The 13,598-nt window shown below is 70.8% G+C and carries 10 protein-coding genes; 5 read left to right on the forward strand and 5 right to left on the reverse strand.

Going from position 1 to position 13,598, the window contains the following annotated elements:
• Nucleotides 1-138 precede the first annotated feature (138 nt).
• The 5 genes from ACFVYE_RS08990 to gcvPA form a co-directional block, all read right to left on the reverse strand.
• Nucleotides 139-780 (reverse strand): GntR family transcriptional regulator, encoded by a 642-nt coding sequence (locus ACFVYE_RS08990; protein ID WP_383960026.1) that lies wholly within the window; start codon nucleotides 778-780, stop codon nucleotides 139-141.
• A gap of 49 nt (nucleotides 781-829) precedes the next feature.
• Complete coding sequence (locus ACFVYE_RS08995) at nucleotides 830-1,576, reverse strand: SDR family NAD(P)-dependent oxidoreductase (RefSeq protein ID WP_389604791.1); 747 nt, start codon at nucleotides 1,574-1,576, stop codon at nucleotides 830-832.
• Nucleotides 1,577-1,614: 38 nt separating this feature from the next.
• Nucleotides 1,615-2,682: an ATP-NAD kinase family protein gene (locus tag ACFVYE_RS09000; RefSeq protein ID WP_383960031.1), complete on the reverse strand. Its 1,068-nt coding sequence runs from the start codon at nucleotides 2,680-2,682 to the stop codon at nucleotides 1,615-1,617.
• Between the two features lie 359 nt (nucleotides 2,683-3,041).
• Nucleotides 3,042-4,634, reverse strand: coding sequence for an aminomethyl-transferring glycine dehydrogenase subunit GcvPB (gene gcvPB, locus ACFVYE_RS09005; RefSeq protein ID WP_383960034.1), 1,593 nt, complete (start codon nucleotides 4,632-4,634; stop codon nucleotides 3,042-3,044).
• Nucleotides 4,631-6,022 (reverse strand): aminomethyl-transferring glycine dehydrogenase subunit GcvPA, encoded by a 1,392-nt coding sequence (gene gcvPA / locus ACFVYE_RS09010; RefSeq protein ID WP_383960037.1) that lies wholly within the window; start codon nucleotides 6,020-6,022, stop codon nucleotides 4,631-4,633. The genes gcvPB and gcvPA overlap by 4 nt, the downstream gene beginning before the upstream one ends.
• Before the next feature lie 145 nt (nucleotides 6,023-6,167).
• On the opposite strand from gcvPA, the gene ACFVYE_RS09015 reads away from it, so the two are divergent.
• Genes ACFVYE_RS09015 through ACFVYE_RS09035 form a run of 5 tightly spaced genes read left to right on the forward strand, consistent with a single transcriptional unit; the run spans nucleotide 6,168 to nucleotide 13,497 of the window.
• Nucleotides 6,168-7,505, forward strand: a complete 1,338-nt coding sequence (locus tag ACFVYE_RS09015) for an ABC transporter substrate-binding protein (protein WP_389604794.1) — start codon at nucleotides 6,168-6,170, stop codon at nucleotides 7,503-7,505.
• A gap of 4 nt (nucleotides 7,506-7,509) precedes the next feature.
• On the forward strand, nucleotides 7,510-8,436 hold the full coding sequence (locus tag ACFVYE_RS09020; protein ID WP_389604796.1) for a carbohydrate ABC transporter permease: 927 nt from the start codon (nucleotides 7,510-7,512) through the stop codon (nucleotides 8,434-8,436).
• Complete coding sequence (locus ACFVYE_RS09025) at nucleotides 8,433-9,290, forward strand: carbohydrate ABC transporter permease (protein ID WP_383960044.1); 858 nt, start codon at nucleotides 8,433-8,435, stop codon at nucleotides 9,288-9,290. Before ACFVYE_RS09020 ends, ACFVYE_RS09025 begins: the two co-directional genes overlap by 4 nt.
• A complete protein-coding gene (locus ACFVYE_RS09030) occupies nucleotides 9,287-11,320 on the forward strand; it encodes a beta-galactosidase (RefSeq protein WP_383960047.1) in 2,034 nt (677 codons plus the stop codon). The genes ACFVYE_RS09025 and ACFVYE_RS09030 overlap by 4 nt, the downstream gene beginning before the upstream one ends.
• Nucleotides 11,317-13,497 carry a trehalase family glycosidase gene (locus ACFVYE_RS09035; RefSeq protein ID WP_389604799.1) on the forward strand — a complete coding sequence of 727 codons (2,181 nt, stop codon included), beginning with the start codon at nucleotides 11,317-11,319 and terminating at the stop codon, nucleotides 13,495-13,497. Before ACFVYE_RS09030 ends, ACFVYE_RS09035 begins: the two co-directional genes overlap by 4 nt.
• Nucleotides 13,498-13,598 lie beyond the last annotated feature (101 nt).

Genomic DNA, 13,598 nt, shown 5'->3' on the forward strand with positions numbered 1-13,598 from the left:
GCCGCCGGGGGGGGGTTGGTTTGGTTGCCGGGCTGCCCCGGGTGTGGCCGTCGGGTGGGGCGGGGGGGCTCCCGCTTGGGCTTCTCCCCCCCCACCACTGTGTCCCCGCTGTCCCCGTCAGGGGCCCGCCGCCCGCGGTCAGTCCTTCAGATGCTCCAGGATCCGGTGCATCCCGCTGTTCCAGTTCTCCTTGAGCGCCGCGACGGCCGCGTCGAGGTCGCCGCGCTGCAGGCACTCGGCGATCCGCTCGTGCTCCACCGCCGAACGCTCCAGGATGTCCTGGTCGCCCAGGGCCACCCGCTCGTAGCGGTGCATCGTCACCTTCAAGGAGGTGATCAGCTTCATCAGGCGGGTGTTCGTGCAGCCGGACAGGAGCAGGTCGTGCCACGCGTCGTCGTAACGCTCTATGACGTCGTGCGGCGCCTGCGGAGCCGAGAACGCGCGCGCCTCCTCAAGGAGGCGGGGGGCTGTCGCCGCCAGGTGATCGGGATCGCTGGACTCCAGAGCGAGCGCCTCCAGGGTCGCGACGATCGCGGACAGGTCACGGAACTCCTGCGCGCTGAGCGGCGTGAAGCGGAACCCCTTGCCGCGCTCGCTGGTGATGACGCCCTCGCGCTCCAGCGTGATCAGTGCCTCGCGCAGCGGAGTACGGCTGACGCCGAGTTCGGTGGCGAGCTGCCCCTCGTTGATCGGCTCGCTGGTCGCGATCGTGCCGCGCCCGAGGCGCTTGATCAGTTCCTCCTTGACCTGTTCGCGCAGCGGGCGATTTTCGATTGGCATGTGAGGCTGCCCTCCCCTTCGGTCCGGTCGATTATCCGCTACCGGCGGGTCACGCGGTACCGGCGCCGTCGACCGGGATGATCGCCCCGCTCAGGAACGCCGAGGCGTCGGAGGCGAGGAACGCCACGGTCTGGGCGATGTCGCGGGGCTGCCCGATCCGGCCGAGCGGCCGGTCGGCGGCGTCGGCGTAGAACGCGTCGGAGCTCTCGCCGAGCTGGCGGGCCTCCTCGGCGAGCATCCCGGTCGCCGTGTCACCGGGGCAGACACAGTTGACGCGGATGTTGTCGGGGCCGTGGTCGATGGCCATGGCGCGGGTCATGTTGACGACGGCGCCCTTCGACGCGCAGTACGAGACGGCCCGGCCGCCGCCGCGGATGCCCCATCCGGAGCCGGTGTTGATGACGGAGCCGCCGCCCCGGGCCGCCATCCCCGGGATCACGAGGCGGCTCATCAGCATCACCGAGCGGATGTTCACGGCCATCACCAGGTCCCAGTCGTCCTCGGTGATCTCGCACACCGTGGAGCGGCGGATGATGCCGGCGTTGTTGAAGAGGACGTCCACGCCGCCGAACTGCTCCTGCGCCGTGTGCACGACGGCCTCGCAGTCCTCGCGCCGTGACACGTCGCAGCGTACGAATGTCCCTCCGGTGTCCTTCGCGGTGCGTTCACCGCCGTCCGTGTCGATGTCGGCGATCACCACGCGGGCGCCGAGCTCCGCGAGGACCTGGGCGGTGGCGCGGCCGATTCCGGCTCCGCCGCCGGTCACGATGGCACGCTTGCCGTCAAGGGAGATCATCTTTGGCTCCTTCTGGGCGCGATGGAAGGCATAAGGGGTCATCCGGCCAGGCGGTACAGCGACGTGCGCCGCCTGCCGGTGATGACGGGCAGGTGGCCGGACAGCTCCGCGTTGAGCGCGTCGTCGCCGGTGTCGAGGAGAAGAGGGCGGCCGCCGAGCGCGGCCAGTTTCTGTTCCGTGCACAGCACGAGCAGGCGCTCGCGGCCGCCCGCCGCGCGCAGGACGCGCGGCGAGATCTGCTGGTTGCCGCGGCCGAGGAGGAAGCCCTGGCCGCCGATGGGGGAGAGGGCGATCCAGGCCGGGCCGATGGAGAGGAGGGTGTCCTCGCCCGCGTCGCGGGCCACGATTCGCGGCCGGTGGCCGGGCCGCAGGCGGAGCACGTCGACTCCCGTGAGGGAGACGTCCGCGCCGAGCGCCGCCGCGACCGCCCGGGTGGTGCTGCCGGGGCCGAGCACGAGCAGCCCGTCCCCGACGCGCTCGGCGACGTCGGTCGCGATGCCGCCTACCGCCTCCGGCGCGGTGACGGTGCTGCCGGTCTTGCGCTGCTGTACGCGGGCCGGTACGTCGGGAACACGCAGCCATCCGAAGAGCTGGGAGGCGACGCGGCCCTCACCCAGGGCGTCCTCGTCCCGGTCCATCACCTCGGCGTCCCGCAGCCGAACAGTGCTTCTGCGGGCGAGCCACGCCGCCGCGACCTCACCCGCGGCGCGCGGGCTGATGGCGAAGACGGCCGAGTGCATCTTCACGCCGGTCGGTATGCCGAGGACCGGGCAGGGCATGTCGCGGAGGGCGCCGAGCACGTCCCGCGCGGTGCCGTCGCCGCCGGCGAAGAGCAGGAGGTCGACGCCCTCGGCGACGACGGCCCGCACCGCGGCGGCCGTGTCCGCGGCCGAGGTGTCCCGCCCGGCCCCGGCGGCGTACACGACCCGCCCCGCAAGCCCTGCGGCGGCGACGGAGTCGGCGCCCAGGGGACCGGCGGCGGTCACGACGAGGAGTCCGGAGCCCGGCGGGTGACCGACCGGAGCTATCGCCGCCGCCCCGGCCTGAGTGTCGCCGGGTTCGTTCGGCGCGGGATCCCCGGTGGTGTCGGCCCGGTGGCCGGGCACGGGGTGCGGCGTGCGCTCCCGCGTGGCTGCGGGGGCGTGCGCCGTGGTCTTTGACGCATCGGGACGCCCATTCGGCGCGGAGGCCGTCGAAGCGGCGCCGGCCTGTGTGCGCCGGCTGGGCGCGGGGTGCGCCGCCGCTGTCGACTCGCGGCCTCGCCCGCCCCAAGCAGGGCGACTGCCCCCAGTCGACCGACCTGAAAGCGCCGCCAGTTCACCCAAAGCCGCAGCGGCACGCGCCCCCGCCAAGGGGCGTGCGCCCAGCGAGAGTGCCACGCGGGTCCGCTCCGGGCCGTCGGTACCGCCCAGGCCCACCCGGCCGCCGAGGCCGGCGACCGGGTTGACCACCAGGCCGATCCTCGTCACCGGCCGGCCTCACCGAGCACCTTGCGGCGGTAGGCGCGCCAGGAGACCGCCCAGGTCGCCGGGGAGTCCAGGGCTTCCGGGCGGACCCGGTGGATGGTCGAGCGGTGCGGCGCCGTGCGTACGGTCTCCGGGTCCTCGTACGCCTCACGGGCGATCTCCGCGAGGATCGCCGCGTACTCGTCGAGGTCGGCGCGCGTGTAGGACTCGGTCGGCTCCAGCGTCATGGGTTCCGGCACGACGTAAGGGTGGTGGCTGGTCCAGTAGTGCGTACCGAAGTCCGCGGCACGCAGGCCGATGTCCTCGGAGTGCAGGCCGGTGTCCTCGTGGAGCTTCTCCCAGCTGTAGCGGACCTGTTCGACGCGCGGGCGCCCCGCCGCGTAGGGGATGGAGACGCCCGGGATCTGCCGGACCTTGTGGAGCAGGTAGTTGTTGTTGAGGACGGCCGTCTCGGCGGCGGCCCGCAGGCCCTCCGCCCCGAGCGACATGATCCAGGCGTACGCACGGACCAGGTTCGGCACGACGCCGTAGAACGGCCGCATCTTGCCGACCGACTCGGGCCGGTCGTCGTCCAGACGGTACGTCGAACCGTCGAACTCGACGGTGGGGCGCGGCAGATACGGGGCGAGGTCCTCGGAGACCGCGCACGCACCCGCCGCCGGGCCGCCGCACGCGTGCGGCGTCGAGAACGTCTTGTGCAGATTGAAGTGGCACAGGTCGAAGCCTGCGTCCCGGGCGCGCGTGATGCCGAGGATGCCGTTCGCGTTCGCCTGGTCGTACGAGCACAGGCCGCCCGCTTCGTGCACGATCCGTACGAACTCCTCGATGCGCGGGTTGTAGATGCCCGTGTCCTCGGGGTTCGTGATGAGGAGCGCCGCCGTGCGCGGGCCGACCGCCGCCTTGAGGGCCTCGATGTCCGGGTAGCCGTCCGCGTCCGGGTGGAGCGTGATGACCTTGAAGCCCGCCGTCTTCGCGCAGGCCGCGTTCGACGGGTGGGAGAAGATCGTCGTGATGACCTCGTCGCGCTGCTCCAGCTCGCCGCGCGCGGCGAAATAGGCGCGGATCATGGCGACGTTCGTGTAGATCGCGGCGGAGCCGGCGCCCGGCTGGAGCGAGACCCGGTCCATGCCGGAGATCTCCTTCAGGAGTTGCTCCAGGCTGTGGATGATCCCGAGGACGCCCTGGACCGTGTCCTCGTCCTGGAGGGGGTGCAGCGCCGCGATCCGCGGGTCACGGACGAACTGGTCGTTGACCTTGGGGCTGTACTTCATGGTGCAGGTGCCCTGACCGACGTCGATGTTGAGATCGGCGCCCAGATTCTCCTGCGACAGGCGCAAGTAGTGGCGCAGGACCTGTTGTTGGGACATCTCCGGCAGCGCGGGCGGTTCGGCGCGGCGCAGTGCGGCGGGAATCTCGGCCTTGCCGATGGACGGGTCCACGGCCGGTACGAGGACGCCTCGCTCGCCCGGCGAACCGAGCTCGAAGACCAGCTTCTCGTCCCAGGAGGCCTGTTGGAATCGGCGGAGGCGCGGTTTGTCGGCGATGCGCGCCTCCTCGGGGGAGACGGACACGGGCGCGTGCGGGGCGGTCACTTGACGATCTCCTCCAGGGTTGCGGCGAGCCGGTCGATGTCGGCCTTGGTGTGGACTTCGGTGACGCAGTACGTGGCCTCGTGCCCGCCGGTCGGTACGCCGCCGAAGATGCCCCGCTCCTTCAGGTCGGCGCGGATCTCGGCGGCGGTCCTGCTGCCCGTGTAGCGGACGGTGAAGTCGGCGAAGTGCAGGGCGCTGCCGTACGGGACCTCGATGCCGGGTACTTCGGCGAGGCGCCTGCGGGCGTATGCGGTGAGCGCGAGGATCGTGTCGCCGATCTCCCGCATGCCCTGCGGTCCCATCAGCGCGAGATAGACCCCGGCACCGATACCGTGCAGCGCGGCGGCCGTGCCGACCCACTCCTTGCCCTCCTCGCGCAGCGCGAACGAGGTCCGCTCGTAGGCGACGTCGCCGAAGCCGTACTCGCCCTCGACGGTGGTCGGCACGAGGCCGAACAGGCGTGACGGGTATTCGGCGACCAGCGTCTCCTCGTCACGTGTGGCGATGAAGCCCGCGTTGCCGCCGCCGAAGCTCTGGTGGAGGCCGAGCGGCTGGATGTCGCCGCACGCGATGTCGGCGCCGTACGCGGAGGGCGGTGCGAGCACGCCGAGCGTGAGCGGATTGCAGCCCACGACGAACAACGCCCCCGCTTCGTGGGCGAGTTCGGCGAGGCGGGGCAGCGCCTCGTCGACGATGCCGAGCGCGGAGGGCGTGTCCGCGTACACCGCCGCCGTGTCGCCGGCGGCGAGCGCCTGACGTACCGCGTCGAGGTCGGCGCAGCCGGTGTCCGGGTCGACCGGGACCACCGTCACATCGTGGTCGGGGCGTACGTAGTCACGTATGCGGGAGAGCTTGTCGGCGTCGATCGCGGTGGCGACCAGCACGCGGCGGCGGCCCGTGATCCGGCCGGCCATGCGCAGGGCGGTTCCCGAGGCCTGGAAGCCGTCGTACACCGGGACGTTGACGATCTCGACGTCGAGCAGCTCGGCCATCATCGACTGGTACTCCCACAGCGCCTGGAAGCGGCCGTGGTCCTCGTAGGGCTCGCCCGCGTACGCCGTGAGGAACTCGCTGCGGTTGACCACCTCGTCCACGACCGCAGGTACATGGTGCTGGTAGCAGCCGGACCCGAGAAAGCTGAGCGCCTGCCGCGTCGAGGTGTTGCGGCCGAGCAACTCCTCCATGTGGCGGGTGAGTTCGGCTTCCGAACGCAGCGGGGCCGGCAGGTCGAGGGGGCGGTGCAGCCGGATGCCGTCCGGGATGTCGGCGTAGAAGTCCTCGACGCTCGCCGCGCCGATCTCCTCGAGCATCGCCTGCCGCACGGCCGGGACCGCATTCGGGATGTAGGGGTGGGCGTAGGGGTGGACGGAGTCCTGGGATGACGTCATGCCGCGCCTTTCGCGTGAGCCGACTCAGTCAGGTCAGTCATGAACCACAGCAACAAAAGTCTTTGGGTGTACACCTCTTGACGGCGGGCTCCGTCATTCAGTGTTCTGAATACAGCATTAGGCATTCAGGCTCCAGGAGGCAAGAGTGTCAACAGGACCCACTCGACGGGTTGTTCTGGCCACAGGTCTCGCGACCGCGGCATCGTCACTGGTCGGCGGATGTGCCATGGGCGGCGCGGGCGGCCAGGACGCCCGCGACATCGGCGGCAAGAAGGACGACGAAGGGGGCAAGGTCAGCGGGAAGATCACCGTCTGGTCGTGGGACGTGGCCGCCAAGGCCATGAAGCGCTTCGCCCGCACCTTCGAGGATCGCCACCCCGGCACCACCGTCGACGTCGTCGACATCGGCTACGACAACGCCTACGACAAGATCACCGTGGGCCTGCGCGGCGGCTCGGGCCTCGCCGACGTCCTCACGGTCGAGGGCAGCTACATGCCACGCTACATAGGCAACTTCCCGAGCGGCTTCTACGACCTGACGAGCCTCGGCGGCCGCTACGGAGGCGACTTCGACCGCGCCGCGTGGCGCACCGTCACCGGCAAGGACGGCGCGGTCTTCGCTCTGCCCTGGGACATCGGCCCCTGCGCGCTCTACTACCGCACGGACCACTTCCGCGCCGCCGGAGTCGACCCCGAGTCGTTGCTGACCTGGGACGACTACGTGGAGGCGGGCGTCCGTATCAAGAAGGCCACCGGCCGCAAGCTGCTCATCATGGACTCCACGGACCCCGGGATCCTGCCGATGCTGCTCCAGCAGCAGGGCCAGTCCTACTTCAAGGGCGGTCGGGTCGCGGTCGACACCCCGGAGGCCGTCAAAGCCCTGACGCTGATGAAGACCCTGCACGACAAGGGTCTCGTCGACTACGAGAAGGGCTGGGACGGGCTCGTCACCGGCACCAAGGAGGGCAAGGCCACCACCACGCCCACCGCCGCCTGGTGGACGGGCACGCTCAACGACGAGATGCCCGAGCTGAAGGGAAAGTTCGGGGTGGTGCCGCTGCCCGGATTCACCGCCGACGGCATCCGCACCTCGAACATCGGCGGCTCCACCCTCTGCGTACCGGGGCAGAGCAAGAACCCCCGTCTGGCCTGGGCGTTCGTCCAGTTCCTGCTCACCGACAAGGCGAACCAGGTCTCCATGCTCAAGCGCGACGGCCTGTTCCCCGCCTATCTGCCCGCGCTCGACGACCCGTATCTGAGCGCGAAGCAGGAGTACTTCGGCGGGCAGACAACCCTCGACGTGTTCGCCCGGCTCGCCCGCAACATCCCGCCGGTCGAGAACAACAAGGACGACGCGAAGGCCTCCGACATCATGACTTCCGCCGTCACCGGCGTGATGCTCCGGGGCAAGGACCCGCGCGCCGCCCTGAACTCGGCCGCGCGGCAGCTCGCTACGGCCACCGGCCGCGAAAGGGTGAAGTAGCCCGATGGCCGTCCACACCACCTACGACCGGCCGGTCGCCCCCGCTCGGGCCCCGGCAGGGGCCCGCCGCAGGCGCCGACGCCCCACCGCCTGGATCTTCGCCGGACCCGCAGCCGCCCTTTTCGCGCTCTTCTTCGCCTATCCGCTGGGCGCCAGCCTCCTGCAGAGCTTCACCACCGAGGACGCCGGCGCCACCCACTGGGTCGGACTCGACCAGTACCGGCGCATGATCCATGACCCCGCGTTCCTGGAGTCCCTGTTCAACACCGGGACCATCCTCGTCGTGCAGGTCCCCGTGATGATCGGACTGGCACTCGTCCTCGCCGTCCTGCTCAACCAGTCCTGGCTGCGCTTCCGCGGCACCTGGCGAGCGGTCTATTTCCTGCCCGCCGTCACCACACTCGTCGCGTACGCCGTCGTCTTCCAGGTCCTCCTCAAGACCGACGGCGGCCTCGTCAACCAGATACTCGGCGCCATCGGCATCGGCCAGGTCGACTGGCTCAACAGCCCGACCTGGGCCCGCGTCTCGCTGATCGCGTCCCTGACCTGGCGCTGGACCGGCTACAACGCCGTCATCCTACTCGCCGGACTCCAGTCCATCGGCAAGGAGCAGTACGAGGCCGCCTCCATCGACGGCGCCACCACCCTCTCCACGTACACCCGCGTGATCCTGCCGCAGCTGCGCCCGGTCGTCCTCTTCTGCGTGATCACCTCCACCATCGGGACACTCCAGCTCTTCGACGAGAACTACATCCTCACCCGCGGCGGCCCCGACGACGCGACCCTCACCCCGGTCGTCTACCTCTACAAAGTCGGCTTCCAGCAGCTCGACTTCGGCTACGCCGCCGCCATCGCCTGGGTCGTCGTGGCCCTCATCGCCGCGATCTCCGCCCTCCAGTACGTCGCCTTCGGAAGGGAGCGCCGCCGGTGACCGCCCTCCAGCAGGCCCCCGTACATGTCCACCCGGCCCGGCGCGCCGGGCGCTACGCCGTACGCCTGTTCCTCGCGGCCGGCGCCGTCGTCAGCCTGGTGCCGTTCCTCTGGATGGCGATCGCCGCGACGCACTCCACGTCGGACCTGTTCCGCTCGCCGCCGCCGTTCCTGCCCGGCGGCCGTCTGCTCGACAACCTCGCGCGGCTCCAGGACACCATCGGCTTCGGGAGGGTCCTCCTCAACAGCGTCGGCATCGCCGTCGTGCACACCGTGCTCAGCTCGCTGATCTCCGCCATGTGCGGCTTCGGTCTCGCCAAGTACCGCTTCCGCGGCCGGGGTCTGCTGCTCGGCGCCGTGCTCGCCACGATGATGATCCCGTTCCAGGTGCTGCTCGTGCCGCTGTTCCAGATGATGGCGAGCGTCGGATGGATCGACTCCTACCAAGCGGTCGTGCTGCCGTTCCTGGCGAACTCCTTCGGCATTCTGTTGATGCGGCAGGGCTTCGTCGACTTCCCCGACGAACTCCTCGAATCGGCCCGTATCGACGGCTCCGGCGAGCTGCGCACCTTCTACCGAGTCGTGCTGCCCTGCGTGCGCCCGCAGCTCGGCGCCCTGGTCATCTTCACATTCATGGCGCAGTGGAACAGCTTCATCTGGCCGCTGCTCATGCTCAACTCCGAGGACAAATACACGGTGCCCGTCGCGCTCAACACCCTCACGGGGCTCTCCCATGTCGACTACTCAGGACTGATGCTCGGCTCACTGATCGCCACCCTTCCGCTGATGGCCCTCTTTCTTCTCTTCCAGCGGCAGTTCGTGGCCGGACTCCTCGGCGGGGCGGTGAAGGGATGAGCCGCCTGACCCGCGTCCCGGGCGTCCTCTACGGCGGTGACTACAACCCCGAACAGTGGCCCGAGGACGTCTGGGCCGAGGACGCCGGGCTGATGCGCGAGGCCGGCGTCACGATGGTGACTGTCGGCGTCTTCTCCTGGGCACGACTCCAACCCGGCCCCGGCACATGGGACTTCGCCTGGTTCGACCGCCTCCTGGACCTGCTGCACGCCCACGGCATCGCCGTCGACCTGGCCACCGCGACCGCGTCACCGCCCGCGTGGCTGGTCCGCGCCCACCCCGGGATCCTGCCGGTCACGGCCGACGGCGTACGCCTCGAATTCGGCTCGCGCCAGCACTACTGTCCCTCCTCGCACGAGTACCGCGCCGCTGCCCTCCGCCTCACCCGTGCCCTCGCCGAACGCTACGCACGCCATCCGGCCCTCGCTCTGTGGCACATCCACAACGAGTACGGCGACCATGTCACCGAGTGCTTCTGCGCACGCTCCGCCGACCACTTCCGCGCCTGGCTCACCGGCCGGTACGGCACGATCGACGGCCTCAACCACGCCTGGGGCACGGCCTTCTGGTCACAGCGCTACGGCACGTACGACGAGATCGAACCGCCGCGCACCGCTCCGGGACCCGTCAACCCGACGCAGCTCCTGGACTGGCGGCGCTTCTGTTCCGACGCCCTCCTCGAATGCCACCGCGCCGAGCGCGAGGCACTCAGGGAACTCAGCCCGGACATCCCGGCCACCACCAACTTCATGTCGATGTTCAAGGCACTCGACTACTGGAAGTGGGCCGAGCACGAGGACCTCGTCTCCGACGACGCCTACCCCGACCCCGCTGACCCGCGCGCCCACGTCAACGCCTCCCTCAACTACGACCTGATGCGCTCGCTCAAGGGCGGCCGGCCCTGGCTGCTCCTCGAACAGGCGCCGTCCGCCGTCAGCTGGCGGCCGGTCAACGTCCCCAAGAAGCCCGGCCTGCAACGGCTCTGGTCCCTGCAGGCCCTGGCCCGCGGCGCCGACGGCATCATGTACTTCCAGTGGCGCGCCTCCCGCGCCGGCGCCGAGAAGTACCACAGCGCGCTGCTCCCGCACCGCGGCACCGTCTCCCGCGGCTGGCGCGAGACCGTGCGCTTCGGCGCCGAACTCGCCCGGCTCGGCGAAGTCACCGGCGCCACCACCCGGGCCGACGTGGCGATCGTCCTGGACTGGGACTCCTGGTGGGCCCTCGAGGCCGACGACCACCCATCCGCCCGCATGCGCTGGCCCGACCTCCTGCGCCCCTGGTACGCGGCTCTCCACGCCCGCGCCGTCACCGCCGACTTCGTGCCCCCGCACGCGGACCTCGACGGCTACCGGGCGGTGCTCGCGCCCAACCTCCACCTTCTGCGGCCCGGGAACGCCGTACGCATCGCCGCCTACGTACGCGGCGGCGGCCACCTCGTGTGCGGCCCCTTCAGTGGCGTCGTCGACGGCCACGACCACATCCACGACGGCGGCGCACCGGGACCGCTGCGGGACGTACTCGGCGTGTCCGTCGACGAGTTCTGGCCGATCCCCGACGGTGAGGCGGTGCGGCTCGACTCCGGTGCCGAGGCCACCCGGTGGAGCGAGTGGATCGAACCCGACGCCCTGGACACCGAGGTCGTCGACTCGTATGCGTCCGGTGAACTGACCGGGCGCCCCGCCGTCACCCGCCATCCCCATGGTGCCGGCACCGCGTGGTACGTGAGCGCCCACCTCGGCGACGGCATCGCAGCCGTGCTCGACGACGTGCTGCGGGCAGCGGGCGTACGCCCCGTGCTCGACGTCCCCGAGGGAGTCGAGGCGACCGTGCGCTCCGGCACCCAGGGCACGTACCTCTTCGTCCTCAATCACAGTGACCACGACACGCGGACGCAACTGACCGGCCCCTACGCGGCCGGCGGCACCGACCTGCTCACCGGATCCGCCGTCCGCGACCACATCTGCCTCGGCCCGCTCGGCGCCGCAGTCCTGCGCATCGCCACCGACTCCCTTGGAGAGACCGACCAATGACCGGACACCGGCCCCTGTGCGCCCTGACCGCACTCCTCCTCGCCGGCGGTGCCCTCGCCGTACCGCAGACGGCCTCCGCCCATCCGCACCCGAAGCCAACCTCCTCGTACGCCGACGTCCTCGACCTGCACGGCACCCCCGCTTCCGCCCAGCCGGGCGACGACGAGGGCAACAACCCCGTCAACGTCTTCGCCGACCGGGGAGCCTGGCACGCCTACGCCCTGCCGAAGGCCGGCGACAAGGACACCTACGGCGGCTTCTCCGGGCCCCTCTACATCGCACAGGAATACCCCTGGTGGCTCAGCAAGTCCTTCAGCCGCATCCGCCTCACCGAACACGGCCGCACCCTGGACCTGGCCGGGGGAGGCGCGCCACGCTTCACCTCGCTACCGGGCCGGCTCCTCCAGTCGTACGACCTCGGCCGCGGCCTGCGCCTCACCCTCGAACTCCGCTTCGCCACCGACCGCAGCGCCCTGGTGCGGGCCGAGGTCCGCAACACCGGCCCGGCGCCCCGCACGCTGGGTGCCGACTGGACAGGCAGCCTGTTGCGGCCCGCCGACCGGCCGATGCGCGATGCGCCCTCGCTGACCGCCACCGGCTCCGGCGTCGGCGTCGGCTTCGCGAAGGTCCGTGAGACCTGGGACTACCTGACCGACGGCACTGAACGCTTCGACGTCACGCACAAGGACGCCGTCCGCACGACGGTGGACGGCGACACGTACCGCACCGAGGCCGCGGAACCGGTGACCCTCGCGCCGGGCCGCTCGCACAGCTTCGACTGGACCGAGTCCTACACCTTCACCGCCGCCGAGCGCGCGAAGGAGAAGGCGAGGGTCCGTGACGTACTCGCACACCCCGATGCCGTCGTCTCCGCCTCCGACGCGCGCTGGCGGGGCTATGTCGCCGGGGTGACCCAGGGCGTGCCGGCGGATCGGCGGCGCACGGCCGTGAAGTCGCTGGAAACCCTTGTCACCAACTGGCGAGGCGCGGCAGGGCAGATCAAACACGACGGCATCACGCCGTCGATCTCCTACAAGTGGTTCACCGGTGGCATCTGGGCCTGGGACACCTGGAAGCAGGCTGTGGGCACGGCACGCTTCGCGCCCGACCTGGCCGAGTCGCAGATCCGTGCCATGTTCGACTGGCAGATAGGCCCGGACTCCACGACCCGACCGCAGGACGCCGGGATGATCCCCGACGTCATCTTCTACAACGACCCCTCGCGCGGCGGCGGCAACTGGAACGAGCGCAACTCCAAGCCCCCGCTGGCCGCCTGGGCAGTCTGGGAGGTGTACGTGAAGACCGGGGACAAGGCCTTCCTGCGTGAGATGTACCCGAAACTCGCCGCCTACCAAGCCTGGTGGTACCGCAACCGCGACCACGACCACGACGGCCTCGCCGAGTACGGCGCCACCGTCGGCCCCGCCAACAACTCGCCCGAGGAGCAGCGTCTCGCCGCGGCCTGGGAGAGCGGCATGGACAACGCGCCCCGCTTCGATGCCGCCCTCGGCACCGGCATCGTCGCCAACCGGGCGGCCGACGGAACACTCCTCGGCTACTCCCTCGACCAGGAGTCCGTCGACCTGAACTCCTATCTCGCCGCCGACCAGGGCTACTTGGCGCGCATCGCGGGCACGCTGGGCCGCGGCGCCGACGCCGAGCGGTGGAAGCAGCGGTCCGCCGCCACGTCCGCCGCCGTCCGCACGACGATGTACGACCCCGCGGACGGCTGGTTCCACGACACCGTGCTCGGCACCGGCGAACCGCTCACGGCCCGCGGACGCGGCATCGAGGGCGCCGTCCCGCTGTGGACCGGCACAGCGTCCGAGGCGCAGGCCCGTGCCGTGCGCGACAAGCTGACGGACCCGGGGGAGTTCGCCACCACAGTCCCGTTCCCGACCGTGGCGAAGAGTTCCCCCTACTTCTCGCCGACCGCGTACTGGCGCGGCCCCGTCTGGTTCGACCAGGCATACTTCGCCCTCGGCGGCCTGCGCCGCTACGGCTACGCCAAGGATGCGGACGCACTGACGGACCAGCTCCTCACCCACGCGTCGGGCCTGGCGGGCAACGGACCGATCATGGAGAACTACGACCCGACCACAGGGGCGCCGCTCAACGCGCCCAACTTCAGCTGGTCCGCGGCGCTGCTGCTGCCGATGCTGACAGGAGAGCGCTAGGAGACAGGCGGCCACCGTCCGCACCGGGGCGCCGCTCGGCGGGTGCCCCGGTGCGTGAACCGGCGCGATTGTGTCCGTCACCCCGGAGGGCTGAACAGGAC

The sequence above is a fragment of the Streptomyces sp. NPDC058239 genome (assembly GCF_042882185.1).
Lineage (GTDB): Bacteria > Actinomycetota > Actinomycetes > Streptomycetales > Streptomycetaceae > Streptomyces.